Genomic DNA, 16,795 nt, shown 5'->3' with positions numbered 1-16,795 from the left:
ATTACATGAAAGCTTCTATCAACGTACACACTAGGCTTTGATAGCAAAATAGGCAAAACCCCTTTGCTGTCCATGTTTTTCCAGTCATACAGCATCTTGTTATCTTACTGCTGTACTTTTACTAAAGGAGGTGTAACGAATGGGCGGACGTGGAAAATCGGATAAATCCCAACGACGTAACCACAATGGTGTGGGGAAACCAGGATCCCTGGATCAATTCGGAAAAAAGTTAGATGAGAAGCGCATGGCAGTCTCTCCAAATTATCAGATAGACAACGAGCGCGGGGGTTGATATACGCGCACAAAAAAGGCACCTCGTTTTAAAAACGGGGTGCCTTTTATTACAGTTTAAGCTAACATAGTCTTGTGATAGGCGATTAACTCAGCATGCTGAGTAGGATCGACATCTGTGATGGAGAGCGTAACAATGGTAATATTATTATCAAACTGCTTTTGAATTACTTTGGTCATGGCTACTACTTCCGTTTTCGTACGTGGAATTACAAATGAGAGATTCACAAAATCTCCCTTAGCCAAATAACCATCCGTTCCTACATGTAGCTCCCTTTCTGAAAAGCTAAGGAGTACTCCCTCTCCCAACTCTTCATTTGGCTTAGCTCCCATTCGCTTGTAAGGAACATTAATAATAAAGTCAGGTTTAACCAATTGTTGCGCCTGATTTTCTCCATCAACAGGCTGGTCATTCGTGAGAGCGGATTCTTCATGCTTGCTTCCCTTTAATTTCGCTAGGATAGCTTGTCGAGTAGTATCCTGCGGACTTACAACAGAAGCAGTAGGCTGTTGCTTCAATTCTCCATCTACCGGTTCTAAGCGTACTGGCAGTAGCCCCAAAATAACAACTGGCCATGCAACCTTTTCTGTGAAAACCTCGTAGGCTTGATATTCCTGACCTTCATTCAAACGCACATGAAGGATACTACCCAGAAAAGAAGGATTTGCCTGCTCTGAAATATAAGAGAATAGCAAATAATCCCCCTTCTGGTACTCTATCATGGCATCCTTTAAAGCAACGAATTGATTTTCATGCGATACGTGTACAATGGTACCTCGTGCAAGCTGTCTGTTTTCCCCCATAGTCCCCATCTCATCACACTCACTTTTAACCAAAGTTTACTCTTGGAACTCAAATTCGAATTTACCAATCTGAACAGTATCTCCGTCTTTCGCACCACGCTCACGCAAAGCCTGATCAATTCCCATTGTGCGCATCAAACGTGAAAAACGCTGGATAGAGTCATAACTGTTCAAGTTAGTCATCTTCGTCAGTTTCTCAAGCTTGTCACCGCTCACCACAAATATGTCATTGTCTCTTGTTATGACAAAAGGAATTTCTTCTGGTTCTGCTTTGAACACAACTCTCTCTTCTACTTCTGCTACTTCTTCTACTTCAAAGCGATCTGGAATCGTTTCAAGTAGATCGCCAATCGCATACATGAGATCTTGTACACCTTGACGAGTCACACCAGAAATCGGATATATTTTCACATCTGGACATTTTTCACGGAAAGCCTGCAAATGAACCTCTGCATCTGGCAAATCCATTTTATTAGCCACGATAATTTGTGGTCTGTCTTCCATACGGGCATTGTAATGTTTAAGTTCTTCGTTAATTTGAAGATAATCTTCGTATGGATCACGACCCTCAGTCGATGCCATATCGATCACATGTACAATCAGTCTTGTACGCTCAACATGGCGTAAAAACTGATGACCAAGCCCAATTCCTTCATGAGCTCCTTCAATAAGTCCTGGTAAATCAGCCATAACAAAGCTTTTTTCACCTAAGTCTACTACACCTAGATTTGGAGCGATTGTTGTGAAATGGTAAGCAGCAATCTTAGGTTTCGCTGCTGTTACTGAAGATAGTAGCGTCGATTTTCCTACACTCGGATAACCAACTAAGCCAACATCAGCAATCAGCTTTAATTCCATACGAATATAGCGTTCTTGTCCTGGTTCACCGTTCTCCGCAATCTCTGGAGCTGGATTAGAAGACGTGGCAAAACGAATGTTACCTCGTCCGCCGCGGCCACCTTTGGCAATGATTGCACGTTGACCATGTTCAATAAGGTCAGCAATCACCTCTTGTGTATCATCATCGTACACGGTAGTACCTGGAGGAACACGAACGATCATATCATCTGATCCAGCTCCGTGCATCCCTTTTGTTCTACCATGCTCACCACGTTTTGCTTTAAAATGACGTTGATAGCGGAAATCAATCAGCGTACGTAAACCTTCATCCACGACGAAAATTACGTTTGCTCCCTTACCGCCGTCTCCACCCGCAGGTCCTCCAAGTGCTACATACTTTTCACGACGGAATGAAACGGCTCCATTACCACCGTCTCCGCCTTTTACATAAATTTTTACCTGATCAACAAACACAAAATTGCCACCTCTCTACATTTTGCAAGGAAAGCTCATTTCAGCAATCCAGCCTGTGTCGGTATGTATTTGTTCACTTACGAGCTTGGCCATACCCTTATGATCATGAATAAGCTTTTCCACTTCCCCTGCAACTAATGCAGAGACCTGACCTTCCAAGTCAAAGCTGGCAAATACTTCATTATCTGAGTGAAACAACGTCACCGCTAAGTGAGGATGTTCCACTTGTTCCGTAAGCAAGTGATGCTGTAATAGCCCGATGCAAGTTGAAATCAAATAAAAAAAGCTATCGCTTTGCATCTCTAGCTTGGTCACATCCACCTGTGTTTTAATCTCTACCTCTACTATTATGTCTTTATTTAACGTATTAAACGTCAAAAAGAAAGCAGACAAACGCGAACAGTTTATGCGGGCAATCATACTTTCACGGTGGGCTTCCTCCGCCACTTTATGCAGGTAAGACTCCCCATCTTGGTAGCGCCCCAACTTCAAATAAGCATGGAGAACCTGGAAATGATTGAGCCAATCATGACGTTCCTGATTTAAAATCCGCAATAACGTGTCCGCATGATCCGTAATAAACCTTTGTTCGTCCTTCATGTTTTCCCACCTGTCACTTATATGGATTCCATCTTTCATTTTAACATAAGTACGAGTAGAGTAAAGGAGAGTGCGTAAAAAGAAAAACCCAGCGATTGGCTGGGTTTTAGCTTCTTGTCGTTATTACGCTTCAGCAACAACTGGTTCGATCACAACTTGCTTGCGATCGCGGCCCAGACGTTTGAAACGAACGATTCCGTCAGCTTTCGCGAACAAAGTATCGTCGCCGCCGATGCCTACGTTAGCACCTGGATAAATTTTTGTTCCGCGTTGGCGAACAAGAATGTTACCAGCTTTTACGAATTGGCCGTCGCCACGCTTTGTACCAAGGCGCTTAGCGATGGAGTCACGACCGTTCTTTGTAGAACCTACCCCTTTTTTGGATGCGAAGAATTGCAGGTCCATAGTGAATAGCATGTTCATCATGAGTGAGCACCCCCTTGCCATTTTGGATCTTGTACAGAAATATATGTTCCGTAGTTTTGGGAAATACCCAGTAGAGCAACCACAGTGCTTTCCGCCAGTAGTTGTTGCTTCTCTTCAAGAGCCAGATCATCCAAAGATGAAAGCTGCCACTTTAAAAATCCGCCTTCTTCTGTGTTCATTTCCACATCCGGTTTCAAACCGAGCAAAAGATGTACCGCATTCAGGTTGCCTAAAATAATGGCCGATACAGCAGAACAAACAATGTCCTCCCCGTATTTACCAGCATTGGCATGCCCTGTCATAGCAATCTCTGCAATGCCCGCCTGAGATCGAATTACTTCGACCTTAACCATTACGCGTTGATCTTTTCGATAACAACTTTAGTGAACGGTTGACGGTGACCTTGCTTACGACGATAGTTTTTCTTTGCTTTGTACTTGTACACGATAACTTTTTCACCTTTACCGTGCTTTTCAACTTTCGCTGTTACAGTTGCACCAGCTACAGTTGGAGTACCCGCAGTTACTTTACCATCTTTGCTTACGAACAATACTTGATCAAAAGTAACTGTTTCACCTTCAGTAGAAGCAGTTAGTTTTTCGATGTAAAGGGTAGCACCCTCTTCAACTTTGTATTGTTTACCACCTGTTACGATAATTGCGTACATTCTATTGCACCTCCTATACTCAGACTCGCCTCATGCAGGTGTGGCTTCGAAAACCAGCTTAATTAAACCTGATTCGCGCGGTTACAGTATGCTTCAAGGTACAAGCATAGCTGCATAACAATCAGAGGATATCATACCCAGCTAAAAAGGTCAAGAAAAACGTTTGGAATCAACCTCTTTGCCAACATGTAAAATCTGATACTCGCTTGGATGCATGGTTTCACGTGAAATAAATTGAACCATTACACCCCATTCCTCCATAAACCTCTCACGTCTGCCCTCTGCTTGTACATACTGATAAACATGAGGATGAAATGCAGCTACGATAGCCTCGGCTTCCTGTGTTCGGATCAATGCTTTAGCCTCTCTGATAAAACGTCCTGCTACTTCCTGCTCCGTTAAAATCCTTCCCTTACCACTACAAGTAATGCATGCTTTAGTCAGAACGGAGGATAGATTGTTTCTCACCTTTTTCCGTGTCATTTCCAGTAAGCCTAATTGTGTAAAACCCATCACATAACTATTGGTAGCATCTTTTTCCAGTTCCCTCTGCAAGGCTTCTTGTACAAGCTGTTGATTTCTAGCCTGCTTCATGTCTATGAAATCGATGATGATGATACCGCCGATATCCCGAAGTCGTAGCTGTCTAGCAATCTCTTGGGCTGCTTCCACATTTGTTGCCGTCACAGTATCTTCCAATTGCTGACCACTCTTGCCCGTAAATTTTCCTGTATTAACATCAATAACGGTCATAGCTTCCGTCTGATCAATTACCAAGAAACCACCGTTTTTCAGCCATACCTGCCTATATAGGGCTTTTTCAATTTCTTTGTCGACCCCATAGGAGTCTAACACAGAGGTTTTCCCTTGATAAAATTGAATTTTATTAAACATGGCTGGATGAATAGCCTTAGCCTGTGCTCTAAGCTCATGATACAACACTGCATCATCCACCACTACTTCCGACAGCTGATCTTCAGAACGATCTAACAATAGGCGCGTAACTGCATGATCCGCTGATAAAAGGAGGGACGGTGTTTTTTTCTTTCCTGCTTCCTGCACAGCCTCCCTCCATTTTGCTCGTAGGAAATCAAGTTCGGTTTGCAAATGCTCCAGGGAAGCATCCTCGGCCATCGTTCTTATAATGATACCTTCTCCCTCAACCAAGCTATCGGTTGCCCACGTTCGCAGTCTCTCACGTTTTACTCCATCTACAATTTTACGTGACAAGGATACAAGCCCTGCTGACGGCAAATAAACCAGCATGCGTCCTGGCAAGCTGATTTCAGAAGTAAGTCTTGGAGATTTGCTCCCCATCGCTTCCTTGCTAATTTGAACAATTTTTTCCTCGCCTACTTGCACCAATGTCCGGATATTAGGTTTGGCTGCCCCACGGTTCTGTACTTTCCAGCCAGGGGGCAAAGCCTCGTCAATATATAAAAACGCTTCCTGCTCTTCTCCGATATCTATAAAGGCAGCTTGCATGGCTGGTAAGACTTTTTTAACCCTTCCTCTGTAAATATTGCCGACTGCTACCATTTGTCTAGCTTGTTCCATTGTCAACTCAGCAAGTCGTCCTGCTTCCATGACAGCAATACGCGTTTCCTCTATATCACGGCTCACGATAATTTGTTGGAGAGCACGTTGTTGTTTTTTGTTCAACTAATCTTCCTCCTGGAGGTCTGTCCTATCCCCCTATTGTAACGCATTTCTACTCGATTTGAAAAATAGCAGGACTGCTTGATATAACTAGATCCGTAATAAGCTATAACAAGCTACTAATCCATTCCCGCTGACGCCGCTCCACTAAACAAGCATAGAGCAAATTCTCTTCAGTCAGTACACCACCCTGTTTACCTGTAATATAAAACAAATGATATTTACCTTTTTGTAGTCTATGAGTAGCTTCCCAAACTGATAAAGACGATGAAACACGAACTGGCTCCATGCGATCTAGTCTAGGTGCTCCCTGATATCTTTTATGTAAAAAGCGAACAAACTGATAAGGAAATCGTTTATATGCCTGCCCATTGCTAAAAGCCAAATAGATCGCAACAGCAGTTAGATTAGCATGAAAAAACCAAATTCCTATTACCATTAGTAAAATTGCAAATCCACAACTGCTACCAAATGATAAAATCGCCGCTTTCCGATAAGGAATACAGGATGTTAGGATCGCTTGCACAATGCGCCCACCATCTAGTGGCCACATCGGTAATAAATTAAATAAAGCAATCATCATATTACTTTTCATAAAAAAGGTGGCCCAAGATTCCGACCATATTCCCAACCACCAAAATAAAAGAGAAAAAAAAATCATAACGATATTCATAAAAGGGCCTGCTAGGGCTACGACAATCTCATCGATAGCATCTGCTGTCGGAGCTTCTTCCATGATTGCAACACCACCAAAAGGCAACAGTTGAATCTCTTTTACTTCCCAGCCCAGTTCACGGGCAGCCGCTATATGACCAAGCTCATGAATAAGAACAATAATGAACAATGCAATCGTTTCTACAAAATAGCCAGCCATTACAGCTAGACCAATGACCAACCAAAATAAAAGGTGAATGCGGACACGAATACCGCCTGGCCAAAAGTCACTCAAATGAAATCACGTCCAATGGATTAATGAACTCCCCGTTCTGTTTCATCGACATAAATAGGTAACGCGTGTTAACCTCTTCATCCATAAAAGATTTGGCAATTCCAATAAGGTCACCTCTATTTAGCCAGTCGTTTACAGATACGTTGACTTTTTCAACATTTCCATACCAAGCCTCTCGACCATTGGTATATTGAATGATTACAGTAGTACCATAACCAGGTTTCTCCGCAATAGAAGTTACCCAACCGGTATCCATGTTTAGGACTTCTCCTTTTTTCCCTAAATCAACAACCAATTTGGCACTTTGAGAATCGTACGCCTTCGCTATTTTCCACTCTTTAGGTATACTCCATTTATTTATTTGAGAGGCGGTCGCTGGCACGCTCTCTTTCTCTTTTTTATCAAAAAGGACTGGTAGCGCGCTTGGCGAGTGACCTGTGACTTGTTCATACCAAACAGCCACACCCTCAAAATTAAAGTCGCGCGTCATCACCTCTCTAGATAATTCTCGCCATGTATTCGGAACGCCAAAAGGACTTTTTAATAAGATATACGCGATTACAATAACCGCTAACGAAAGATAAATTTGCCATTTCAGATGATACCCTGTTGGTTTGTTAGGGGCTGTCTCCTTCGCAAAATCAGTGGCTCTTGAATATTGATCCGGGATAAGCACTCTTTCCAACGGATCGTGCAGATCATCGATATGTGGCGGCATACTATCGCGCGATTGTAAGAGAAGCTGTTCTTTTCTTTCCCGTCTTCTCTCCTTTACCCGTTCCCTCTCATCAAACATGCGTTCCACCCCTTTTTCAGGCCAAGCTTTACTTGGAGTATATGACTTGTCTAGGAGGGATATGACTATGTAAAACCAAGCTCTGCATCCCTGAAACAAATGCAAAAAAACAGCCCCTCATCTGAGAGACTGTTTCTTTTTATACTATTTAACTTACAGACGATTAACGTTAGAAGCTTGTGGTCCGCGGCTACCTTGAACGATTTCAAACTCAACTTTTTGACCTTCTTCAAGAGTTTTGAAACCTTCAGTTTGGATAGCGCTGTAGTGTACGAATACATCTTCTCCGCCTTCTACTTGAATGAAGCCGAAACCTTTTTCTGCGTTAAACCATTTTACAGTACCTTGTTGCATGGAAAAAACCTCCTAGAAATGTTCGCCTTTTCAGACGATTAAAATATCTGTTAACCATCACTTAAAGCTTGTTTCAAGGAAAAAAGCCGTGCCCAACAGAGACTTGATCACATGGTGACGCTATCTCTGAAAAAGCACGGCATATCATCCAATCCATCAAATCACTAGGTAAGTAAAATGGTTAACTTATCTTGAATATATCACACATTTATTGGTTTGTCACGATTTTTAACTTAATCGAAACTAAGTTTCTGCTTCCTCATTCCGATATTTAATACTACCCCTATTGTTAAAAAATTGGTCAGAAGAGAACTTCCACCATAACTAATAAACGGCAACGGCAAACCAGTAATTGGCATTAGTTGGATGGTCATTCCAATATTCTCGAAGATTTGAAACGTAAGCATTCCAACCACACCTGATACCACATAGGCACCGAATGGATCATTACATTCCATAGCAATCCGAATCATCCGATAGACCAATACGAAAAACAGAATCATCATAATTCCTGCACCAATAAAACCCAAACGTTCAGCAATTACCGTAAAAATAAAATCACTCTCACCAACGGGTACCCATAACAAGCTAGCCTGTGTAGCCGTTTGTAAGCCTTTTCCCGTTAACTGTCCTGATCCAATAGCAATAAGGGATTGTAAAAGCTGAAACCCTTGCCCTACCGGATCATGATACGGGTTTAACCAAGATTCAATACGAGCCCATTGATAAGGTTTAATCAATTTAAAAAAGATATCTTCCTTATGGTACATATAAACATAGGTAACTAATCCCACAAAAAAGGTAGAAATTCCACTAAATGTAATCATGTGGCGTACTCTGATGCCGCCAACGATCAACATGGTCGCTAGTATGGCACAAAAAACTAAAGCAGTACCCAAATCAGGCTGTTTAAATATCATCAGAAGCGGTACCCCAACAATCAGAAATACAGGCCACCATTCATAGAGATAATAGGGTTTACCCAATTTTTCCTCATGCTTAGACATATAGTGTGCAGCAGCTAATATCGTAAAAATTTTCATAGGTTCCGATGGTTGAAATAAAACAACCCCTAAATTATACCAACTAGTAGCCCCGTTAATAACCTTTGTAAAAAATACACCAAAAAGCAAAACTAATCCTCCGGCGTACGCTACATACGATAGTTGTCTAAACACACGATAATCGACAATCAGTGTACAAAACAATACACCAAATCCAATGCCATACCACATAAGCTGTCGATTTGCTGTCGCCACCCCTGGAGCAGATCCACTAATACCAAGATAACTAAACAGGCCGAGACTCAGGAGGATTAACAGAATCAACCAATCCAGCTGCTTTATATATCGTTTTTCAAAATCCATTTTTTTCCCCCGTGCATATATAAGGTCTAGTATCTGTAAGTCTTATATTATTCTGACATGTAAAGAAAACTTGGAAAACCAAACCTATGGCACTAACCGAACCTTAGATACACTTTGTTGAGATAAAAAGAAACAGGAGTATACCCCTGTTCTCTCTCCTATTTCTTGACTAGCTTTCCTTATTTTAAGCCAAAAAACTTACGGAACTTATGAAAAACTCCTGGCTTAACCTGAAGCGGTAGTAAGGGAACTGATTCTCCTAATAAACGCCTTGCTACATTTCGATATGCAAGAGACGCACGGGACTCGTGATTCATAACTGCTGGCTCACCTGAATTGGCTGATTTTATGATATATTCATCATCAGGAATTACGCCTAGTAAATCAATGGCAAGCAAATCAAGAATGTCTTCCACATCTAGCATATCGCCATTTTTGACCATATGGGACCGCACTCGATTAATTACTAATTTTGGCATACCTACATTCTCACGTTCAAGAAGACCAATGATACGATCCGCGTCACGTACTGCTGCCTTTTCCGGCGTCGTCACAACAATAGCCTGATCTGCTCCAGCTACAGCGTTGCGGAATCCTTGTTCAATACCTGCTGGACAATCAATAATGACATAGTCGAAGTCACGCTTGAGTTGTGTGACAATATCTTCCATTTGTTCTGGTGTGATGGCCGATTTATCTTTGGTCTGTGCTGCTGGTAATAGCGACAGTGTCTCAAAACGCTTATCTTTAATTAAAGCCTGTTGCAAGCGACAGCTACCTTCCGCTACATCAATCAGGTCGTATATGATACGATTCTCCAGTCCCATGACCACATCCAGATTGCGCAATCCGATATCTGTATCTACCATGCACACCTTCTGGCCATTGAGAGCCAATGCGGTTCCTATATTAGCAGATGAGGTGGTCTTACCCACTCCGCCTTTTCCTGAAGTAACAACTATTGCAATACCCACTTATGCTCCCTCTCCTTCATTCCGTACCGTTATGCTTTCTTCTCACCCATATCTGAACGTAAGCGATGCAAAAAGTTCATTTTAGCGACCACCATCCGATCCTCTTCTAAATAAGCAAACTCGGTGGTACCGCTATAGTCCGACCATTCATCTCCCGGACGGCTGATTACTTCCGCAATCCTCAGTTGGGTAGGGTGCAAGGAAGCGGAGGCGATCACAGCATCTTTGTTGCCATTCGTCCCCGCTTGCGCTGCACCACGAAGATTACCTAACACGAAGATACTGCCTGTACTTTTTATCGTACCACCAGGATTAACATCCCCTAGTAACAAAATATCTCCGTCGTATTCCAATACCTGACCGGAACGAACCGTGTTTGTTTGTACAATCAATCCGGGAGCTTTTGCTTCTTTGTATGCTTCTTCCTTTAGAATCACATCCGAGTCGATCATATGAATAACCAGATTACCCTTCGTTCGAATAATCTGCGTTAACTCTTCCTGTTGTTCTGGAGTACAGTAACGCTTCCCAAGCTTTAATGTGATCCTGATGAGAGGACCACTTAAAATTTGTTGATGACTGTGCTCAATTTTTTCACGCAAATCATCCAATAGCTCCGAAAATGAGCAAGTCTCGTCCATAAAAAAGACAAGCCCATCTTTGGTCCCTTTGATGATTACTTTACTTTTGGTCGTATTCATGGAGATGTTTCACCTCGACCGTTACCATTCGCCATTTACGGAACAAACTCCTGCCTCGCTGCCAAAAATCTCAGCGAATTTGTCTTAAAAAGCCTACTCTGTCGGCGTTACCGTGTTACTAAGTGGATACAGAGCATGATACGCCTCCAGCATTTCACGTGCAATCTTATCTGAACCATGGCCTCCAGAATGAGGAACTACTACCACAAAGGATATCTTTGGTTTTTCGTAAGGTGCATACCCGAGGATCAAGGAGTTATCAGAAGTTGTTCCTCCTGTTTGAGCGGTACCTGTTTTAGCAGCGACACTAAATGGTAGACCAGCTAATGTTCTCGCTGCAGTACCTTCTCCTTGTGTAACACGACGCATCCCTTCTTGGACTAGCTTGAGATAGCTTGGGTCAATATCAATTTTATTTAATACCTTTGGCTCTATTGTTGTAATCACATCACCTGGGGTCTTCGGATCAACGGACCCCTTCCGGATTTCTTTAACCATATGCGGACGGATTCGATAGCCACCATTTGCGAGTATAGAAACATATTGGGCTAATTGTATAGGCGTAAAACTATCATACTGTCCAATAAGAGCATCGGCAATACGTCCCATTTCAAATGTCGGAGCTGGCCAGCCTGACTTTTCACTCGGCAAATCAATGCCCGTTTTAACACCTAGTCCAAATTGCTGATTGTAAAAACTAATAACCTTGAAGGATTCACGATAGCTATTTCCTTTTGCTAGTTCGCGCTCCTTCAATCTCCATCCCATTGTGTACATGTACGTGTTATTGGACACGGCTATTGCCCGCCTTGCGTCAACTTGACCATGACCACTCAGTTTCCAGTTACGCTTCTTTACATCACCGAACTGGAAATAGCCTGGATCATAAATCGACTCATATGGTGTAACTAGCTTCTCTTGTAAAGCCATCATCACCGAAATCGGTTTAACCGTAGAAGCTGGCGGAAAGACACCCCGTGTTACGTTGTTAAGCTGCGCGGGAGCAACCACTTTCTCATAGTTTTCATTGAATTGCTTACGATTATAGTGAAGATTTAAATCATAGTCAGGGTAGTTGGCCAAGGCCAAAACCTCACCCGTATTAGGATTCATCACGACGGCTGAAGCAGAATCTACTTTTCCTTTGGCAGAACGTCTCATCTCATTGACATTTCGTTTCAGGATTTCTTCCACTTTACTTTGGAATCGATAATCTAGGGACAAGACCAAGTCATTACCAGGTATTGCTGCACGAGATTGTCCTTTCACTACCGTTTCTGCATCCTTATTTACCTGCACGTCCATAATGCCATCTTTTCCGCGTAAATCTTTCTCATAATATCTCTCTAAACCCTCGACACCAATGCGATCTGTCTTGGAATACCCCATTGCGAGATACTCATTGACCTGACTTGCATTTATAGGACTGATATACCCAAGGATATGTGTAGCAAAGGCTCCATCCTCATCTTGCCTAATTTGACGAACAGGTTCAACGATTACATTAATACCAGGCAATTCACTTAAATTTTCATTGATTTTGGCTACTTCAATTTCGGTAGCATTCTCCTTGATACGGCGAGGAATAAATTTAGGCATGCTATAATCTCGAATACTATTTAAGATACTAATGCGATGCCACTGATACTTGCGTTGTTCAGGTGTAAGTGGCAATGCAACATCCAAATCAAACATGGCAGTATACTGAAGTAATTCTGCATCTGTTTTGCTACTAAGCTCATTTACAGTAGGCATCTTACTTAAGAGCAAATTTACTTCTTTTTGCAAAGATTCCTTTACTTTGTCTTCAAGAGCAATTGGGTACGGGATGTTTGCGGTGATGATGTACTTTAACAATTCTCGATCATACGCTGTCTTTGTATCCACGTTCTTTCCGTCTACATTAATCGTTGCTGGCAATTTTTTTTGCAAAGCTTCACGATCATTTTCATCAAAAGGTGAACGAACTGTAAGTCCCAAAGAAAAAGCTGTCTTTACCAAATCATAGTCTTTCATTCCCTTTAGATGAGAAGGATTTGGTAGAGCATTAATTTTGGGAGTCAATTGCTGGATTACCTTCTGAGATTGCTCAGGCTTTAAAGTGACAGGCAATGTCGTACGTAGTTCAGTTGCTTTTTTAACCAACTCTTTGTCGGTACCCATCTTTTCGTCCATTTGGAGCAAGCCTGTCAATTTTTCAGCTACTGCCTCTTCGTCAACCGCCCGCTTTTGCTCAGAGGTGTACGTAACGGTAAAGACAGGCTTATTCGAGACCAACACATTGTGGTTCACATCTAAGATACGACCACGGGGTGCAGGTATTGGCAATTGTCTAATACTATATTTTTCTAAATCGTGCTGATATTGTTCTCCTTCTACGATTTGTACGTAGGCAAGGCGTAAAATAACAGCAGCAAAAAACAGAAATACGAAAAAAAACAAAACGTTTAATCTAGTGGCAATATGGGATTTAGGTTGTTCTTGGTTCTCTCCCATTCGAGCTACTCCTCCTTCTGTCAGATCCTACTCATGAGAGCGCTCTTTGTTTTCTTGCACTTGCAAACAAAGCTTTTTCATTGGCACATAGACGAATGCCGCAAACACCATATTAAGAAGAACCGTCGGGAAGATTTCGTGAGTAAGTGTCCACTGCACATCTACAGGATTGGTAACAAACAAACGGAATAGTGTATAAGTAAGCCACTCATGTCCAAACAGAACTAGAAGAAGAGTTGTAAACACCACGGCAAAGCTACGATGAAATAGCATTAAGACCAGTCCAGCAAGGTAACTTGCTACCATCATAGATAACGTATACACACCAATGATATGACCAAAAACAACATCTTGTAACAGCCCAAAGACCAATCCATATAGTAATCCTTCTCGTCTACCGATAAACAAAGAAATCAGGATTGTTCCGACCAAAGCAAAGCGGGGAATTGTCTCGTAAGACATCCCCCATGCACTCGGTACAAAAACTTGTACGACCGATCCTTCCAATATAAACAACATTAGTAAAAAGAGGGACAATTTCGTTCGTGAAAACATACTATTTGCCCCCTTTTCCCTTCGATTCCTGAGTGGTGCCTTGACCAGAAGGGACCATCTCACCAGCCGGTGTCATCACAGACTTGCGATCAATAACCAATACATCGGAAATCAATGTGAAATCGGCGTATGGTCTAATATAGGCAGTTTGAGTTAAACCATAGTCACCCGGTTCTGTTTTGACCACCACACCGATTGGCAGCTTACTAGGAATCATACCCCCCAGACCAGACGTGATAACCGCATCATTCGGGCTTATCTTTTGATCCAATGAAATTTTACGCATGATCAGTAATTTTCCAACCGAGTCGTAATCTTCTAAAATTCCACTCACAGGTTTAGGCTTCGCCACATTTGCAGTACTGTTTGCTCCATTTGTCTGTTGCCCATTACCCGCAGTCGAATTCGGAGTTTGAACAGGTTGGGTAGGCAAAATGTAGCCAGAAACATGGTTACGGTTAGAGCTCTCTTTGCTTGTGAGCAATTCAACTGTTGCAGAAAAATTGGACACATCCTTCACTCTACCAATCAAGCCTTTAGAAGTCATGACCGCCATATCTTTCTTCACACCTTGTTTGCTACCGCTATTAATAACTAGCACATCATTCCACTGACTCGTATTTCTTGCCGCTACTTCTGAATATATTACATTGTAGTCATGGTAATTTTGCTTTGTGCCAAGGCTCTCTCTAAGTTGTTCATTTTCATACTTTACAGCTCTTAACTCAGCAGACATTTGGGCGTATTGATCCAAACTTGCTTTTAATACGCGATTTTCTTCATACACGTGATACGCATCTTGAACATTATGAACAAACTGCGAAACAGCCTGAGCAGGGCGATAAAAGAAGCCCTGCACCACGCTGGTTGTATCTTTCATAAACTTTTCAGGCCATGTCAAGTTCATTCTGTCTTTGGCGGTATACCCCATCACTACTAACAGAACAACCAAGCCAATCAATACAATTATGAGTTTGCGATTACCGAAGAATGACATAGACACGTCACCCGCTTATCGTCTTCTTGCTCGTGAAGATGTAATTCCATGTTTAGATTTAAAGAGATGCAAATTCTCAAGCGCTCGTCCTGTTCCGATTGCCACACAGTCAAGAGCATTCTCTGCGACATGGACAGGCATGCCTGTTTCACGCGTTAACAGACGGTCAATATGACGCAGCAGTGCCCCGCCCCCTGTTAATACGATTCCGCGGTCCATGATATCTGCTGCCAATTCTGGAGGACTTTTCTCCAACGTAATTTTCACAGCTTCCACAATCGACATAATCGTTTCTGCCAATGCTTCTGCGATCTCCGTACTCGTAACAGAGATCGTCTTTGGCAGACCAGTCACAAGGTCACGTCCACGAATATCTACCGTTTCTTGTTCATCCGGGGCGATAGCGGAGCCAATCTCCATTTTTAACGTCTCAGAAGTACGTTCACCAATCATCAGATTGTAACGACGTTTAATGTACTGAATGATAGCTTCATCCATTTCATCACCAGCTACACGAATGGAACGGCTAGTTACAATTCCACCTAGTGAGATGATCGCTACTTCCGTCGTACCGCCCCCAATGTCCACTACCATGCTACCTGTTGGTTCCCAAACAGGCAAATCAGCACCAATCGCAGCTGCAAATGGCTCTTCAATAGTATACGCTTCCTTAGCTCCTGCTTGTTTGGTTGCATCTTCTACCGCACGTTTTTCGACCGCTGTAATCCCAGATGGTACACAAACCATTACATTTGGACGGCGGCTAAAAAAGCCTTGATTTTTCTGCGCTTGGCGAATGAAATAACGCATCATGGTTGCAGTGGTTTCAAAATCAGCAATAACTCCGTCTTTCATGGGACGAACAGCCACGATATTACCTGGAGTACGGCCAATCATATTTTTTGCCGCATTACCTACAGCCTCAATTGTATTTGTATCAGTGCGGATCGCTACAACAGAAGGCTCGCTCACCACAATTCCTTTTCCTTTAACGAATACGAGGGTATTAGCTGTTCCCAAGTCAATCCCCATATCGCGTGTGAAACTACCAAACATATTGAAAATCTCCTTCCATTTTGTCAAAACGGTCATATTGTAGGATGCTTCCGCTGACAGACAGGTATTATTTGTTTTGTGTAAGGGTACGTGTTACATATATCCCTGTTCTTTTAAACTAACGTATCGGCCATCTCCAATAATAACATGATCCAAAAGAGGGATTCCTACTAAATCCCCTGCTTGAAGCAGAATTTTAGTCACATTAATATCCTCTTTGCTCGGAGCAGGATCTCCGCTTGGATGATTATGCAAACAGATTATAGAGGCGCTAGAGCGTTTTATCGCTTCGCGGTAAATATCGCGCGGATGAACAATAGAAGAATCCAAGCTTCCCACAAAAACTGTTTTCTTCCCGATAACCTGATTTTTTGTATTTAAAAACAGGCATACAAAATGTTCTTGCACAAGACCAGCCATTTCCGGCATCATATACTCCGCTACATCTCTTGGCAAGCGAATACTGATACGAATATCTCGGACTTTAAGCGCTGATCTGCGCCCCAGCTCCAAAGCGGCCTGTATTTCCACAGCCTTAACGGGACCAATCCCGCTTATATCTGTCAGCTCCTCATGAGAAGCTGTTGCGAGTTGTTGCAAATCGCCAAACACAGCTAATAAGCGTTGCGCTACACCTTGGACTGAGTCTTTTTCTGTGCCTGTCCGAAGTAAAATCGCTAAGAGTTCAACATCAGATAAAGCAGCAGACCCTTGCCTTAGCAAACGCTCGCGCGGACGCTCATATGTAGGGACGTTTTTTAGCTTCAAATTGTTACAGTTCATCTCTTA

The 16,795-nt window shown here is 42.5% G+C and carries 18 protein-coding genes; all 18 read right to left on the bottom strand.

The window, feature by feature from the left end:
* Nucleotides 1-348: 348 nt before the first annotated feature.
* Complete coding sequence (locus EEL30_12775) at nt 349-1,095, bottom strand: PilZ domain-containing protein (protein QDX93100.1); 747 nt, start codon at nt 1,093-1,095, stop codon at nt 349-351.
* A gap of 36 nt (nt 1,096-1,131) precedes the next feature.
* Entirely contained in the window at nt 1,132-2,409 is a 1,278-nt protein-coding gene (gene obgE / locus EEL30_12770; protein ID QDX93099.1) for a GTPase ObgE, read from the bottom strand.
* A 15-nt stretch (nt 2,410-2,424) separates the two neighbouring features.
* The gene (locus EEL30_12765) at nt 2,425-3,009 is read right to left on the bottom strand and encodes a sporulation protein (protein ID QDX93098.1); all 585 of its coding nucleotides are present in this window, start codon (nt 3,007-3,009) and stop codon (nt 2,425-2,427) included.
* A gap of 123 nt (nt 3,010-3,132) precedes the next feature.
* Nucleotides 3,133-3,426 (bottom strand): 50S ribosomal protein L27, encoded by a 294-nt coding sequence (locus tag EEL30_12760; GenBank protein QDX95757.1) that lies wholly within the window; start codon nt 3,424-3,426, stop codon nt 3,133-3,135.
* A gap of 5 nt (nt 3,427-3,431) precedes the next feature.
* Nucleotides 3,432-3,788 (bottom strand): ribosomal-processing cysteine protease Prp, encoded by a 357-nt coding sequence (locus EEL30_12755; protein ID QDX93097.1) that lies wholly within the window; start codon nt 3,786-3,788, stop codon nt 3,432-3,434.
* A complete protein-coding gene (gene rplU, locus EEL30_12750; protein QDX93096.1) occupies nt 3,788-4,102 on the bottom strand; it encodes a 50S ribosomal protein L21 in 315 nt (104 codons plus the stop codon). The genes EEL30_12755 and rplU overlap by 1 nt, the downstream gene beginning before the upstream one ends.
* A 150-nt stretch (nt 4,103-4,252) precedes the next feature.
* Nucleotides 4,253-5,764, bottom strand: a complete 1,512-nt coding sequence (locus EEL30_12745) for an Rne/Rng family ribonuclease (GenBank protein ID QDX93095.1) — start codon at nt 5,762-5,764, stop codon at nt 4,253-4,255.
* Between the two features lie 103 nt (nt 5,765-5,867).
* Complete coding sequence (locus EEL30_12740) at nt 5,868-6,710, bottom strand: stage IV sporulation protein FB (protein ID QDX93094.1); 843 nt, start codon at nt 6,708-6,710, stop codon at nt 5,868-5,870.
* On the bottom strand, nt 6,703-7,506 hold the full coding sequence (locus EEL30_12735; GenBank protein QDX95756.1) for a M23 family metallopeptidase: 804 nt from the start codon (nt 7,504-7,506) through the stop codon (nt 6,703-6,705). Before EEL30_12735 ends, EEL30_12740 begins: the two co-directional genes overlap by 8 nt.
* 153 nt (nt 7,507-7,659) lie before the next feature.
* Nucleotides 7,660-7,860: a cold-shock protein gene (locus tag EEL30_12730; GenBank protein QDX93093.1), complete on the bottom strand. Its 201-nt coding sequence runs from the start codon at nt 7,858-7,860 to the stop codon at nt 7,660-7,662.
* Between the two features lie 233 nt (nt 7,861-8,093).
* The gene (rodA, locus tag EEL30_12725) at nt 8,094-9,227 is read right to left on the bottom strand and encodes a rod shape-determining protein RodA (GenBank protein QDX93092.1); all 1,134 of its coding nucleotides are present in this window, start codon (nt 9,225-9,227) and stop codon (nt 8,094-8,096) included.
* Nucleotides 9,228-9,406: 179 nt separating this feature from the next.
* Nucleotides 9,407-10,201 carry a septum site-determining protein MinD gene (gene minD, locus EEL30_12720; protein QDX93091.1) on the bottom strand — a complete coding sequence of 265 codons (795 nt, stop codon included), beginning with the start codon at nt 10,199-10,201 and terminating at the stop codon, nt 9,407-9,409.
* Between the two features lie 29 nt (nt 10,202-10,230).
* Nucleotides 10,231-10,902 (bottom strand): septum site-determining protein MinC, encoded by a 672-nt coding sequence (gene minC, locus EEL30_12715; GenBank protein QDX93090.1) that lies wholly within the window; start codon nt 10,900-10,902, stop codon nt 10,231-10,233.
* Between the two features lie 93 nt (nt 10,903-10,995).
* Nucleotides 10,996-13,398: a penicillin-binding protein gene (locus tag EEL30_12710; protein QDX93089.1), complete on the bottom strand. Its 2,403-nt coding sequence runs from the start codon at nt 13,396-13,398 to the stop codon at nt 10,996-10,998.
* A gap of 27 nt (nt 13,399-13,425) precedes the next feature.
* Complete coding sequence (mreD, locus tag EEL30_12705; protein ID QDX93088.1) at nt 13,426-13,953, bottom strand: rod shape-determining protein MreD; 528 nt, start codon at nt 13,951-13,953, stop codon at nt 13,426-13,428.
* Between the two features lies 1 nt (nt 13,954).
* Nucleotides 13,955-14,950 (bottom strand): rod shape-determining protein MreC, encoded by a 996-nt coding sequence (mreC, locus tag EEL30_12700; protein QDX93087.1) that lies wholly within the window; start codon nt 14,948-14,950, stop codon nt 13,955-13,957.
* Between the two features lie 15 nt (nt 14,951-14,965).
* Nucleotides 14,966-16,006 carry a rod shape-determining protein gene (locus EEL30_12695; GenBank protein ID QDX93086.1) on the bottom strand — a complete coding sequence of 347 codons (1,041 nt, stop codon included), beginning with the start codon at nt 16,004-16,006 and terminating at the stop codon, nt 14,966-14,968.
* 93 nt (nt 16,007-16,099) lie between these two features.
* A complete protein-coding gene (locus tag EEL30_12690; protein ID QDX93085.1) occupies nt 16,100-16,789 on the bottom strand; it encodes a JAB domain-containing protein in 690 nt (229 codons plus the stop codon).
* Nucleotides 16,790-16,795 lie beyond the last annotated feature (6 nt).

The organism is Brevibacillus laterosporus, from assembly GCA_007833815.1.
GTDB lineage: Bacteria > Bacillota > Bacilli > Brevibacillales > Brevibacillaceae > Brevibacillus_B > Brevibacillus_B laterosporus_D.
This window is presented reverse-complemented; position numbering and strand designations above follow the sequence as displayed.

Coding starts and splice junctions, on each gene's coding strand:
- EEL30_12775 (QDX93100.1), bottom strand. CDS start 1,095: ATGGGGGAAAACAGACAGCTTGCACGAGGTACCATTGTACACGTATCG.
- EEL30_12765 (QDX93098.1), bottom strand. CDS start 3,009: ATGAAGGACGAACAAAGGTTTATTACGGATCATGCGGACACGTTATTG.
- EEL30_12760 (QDX95757.1), bottom strand. CDS start 3,426: ATGCTATTCACTATGGACCTGCAATTCTTCGCATCCAAAAAAGGGGTA.
- EEL30_12755 (QDX93097.1), bottom strand. CDS start 3,788: ATGGTTAAGGTCGAAGTAATTCGATCTCAGGCGGGCATTGCAGAGATT.
- rplU (QDX93096.1), bottom strand. CDS start 4,102: ATGTACGCAATTATCGTAACAGGTGGTAAACAATACAAAGTTGAAGAG.
- EEL30_12735 (QDX95756.1), bottom strand. CDS start 7,506: ATGTTTGATGAGAGGGAACGGGTAAAGGAGAGAAGACGGGAAAGAAAA.
- EEL30_12730 (QDX93093.1), bottom strand. CDS start 7,860: ATGCAACAAGGTACTGTAAAATGGTTTAACGCAGAAAAAGGTTTCGGC.
- rodA (QDX93092.1), bottom strand. CDS start 9,227: ATGGATTTTGAAAAACGATATATAAAGCAGCTGGATTGGTTGATTCTG.
- minC (QDX93090.1), bottom strand. CDS start 10,902: ATGAATACGACCAAAAGTAAAGTAATCATCAAAGGGACCAAAGATGGG.
- EEL30_12710 (QDX93089.1), bottom strand. CDS start 13,398: ATGGGAGAGAACCAAGAACAACCTAAATCCCATATTGCCACTAGATTA.
- mreD (QDX93088.1), bottom strand. CDS start 13,953: ATGTTTTCACGAACGAAATTGTCCCTCTTTTTACTAATGTTGTTTATA.
- mreC (QDX93087.1), bottom strand. CDS start 14,950: ATGTCATTCTTCGGTAATCGCAAACTCATAATTGTATTGATTGGCTTG.
- EEL30_12695 (QDX93086.1), bottom strand. CDS start 16,006: ATGTTTGGTAGTTTCACACGCGATATGGGGATTGACTTGGGAACAGCT.
- EEL30_12690 (QDX93085.1), bottom strand. CDS start 16,789: ATGAACTGTAACAATTTGAAGCTAAAAAACGTCCCTACATATGAGCGT.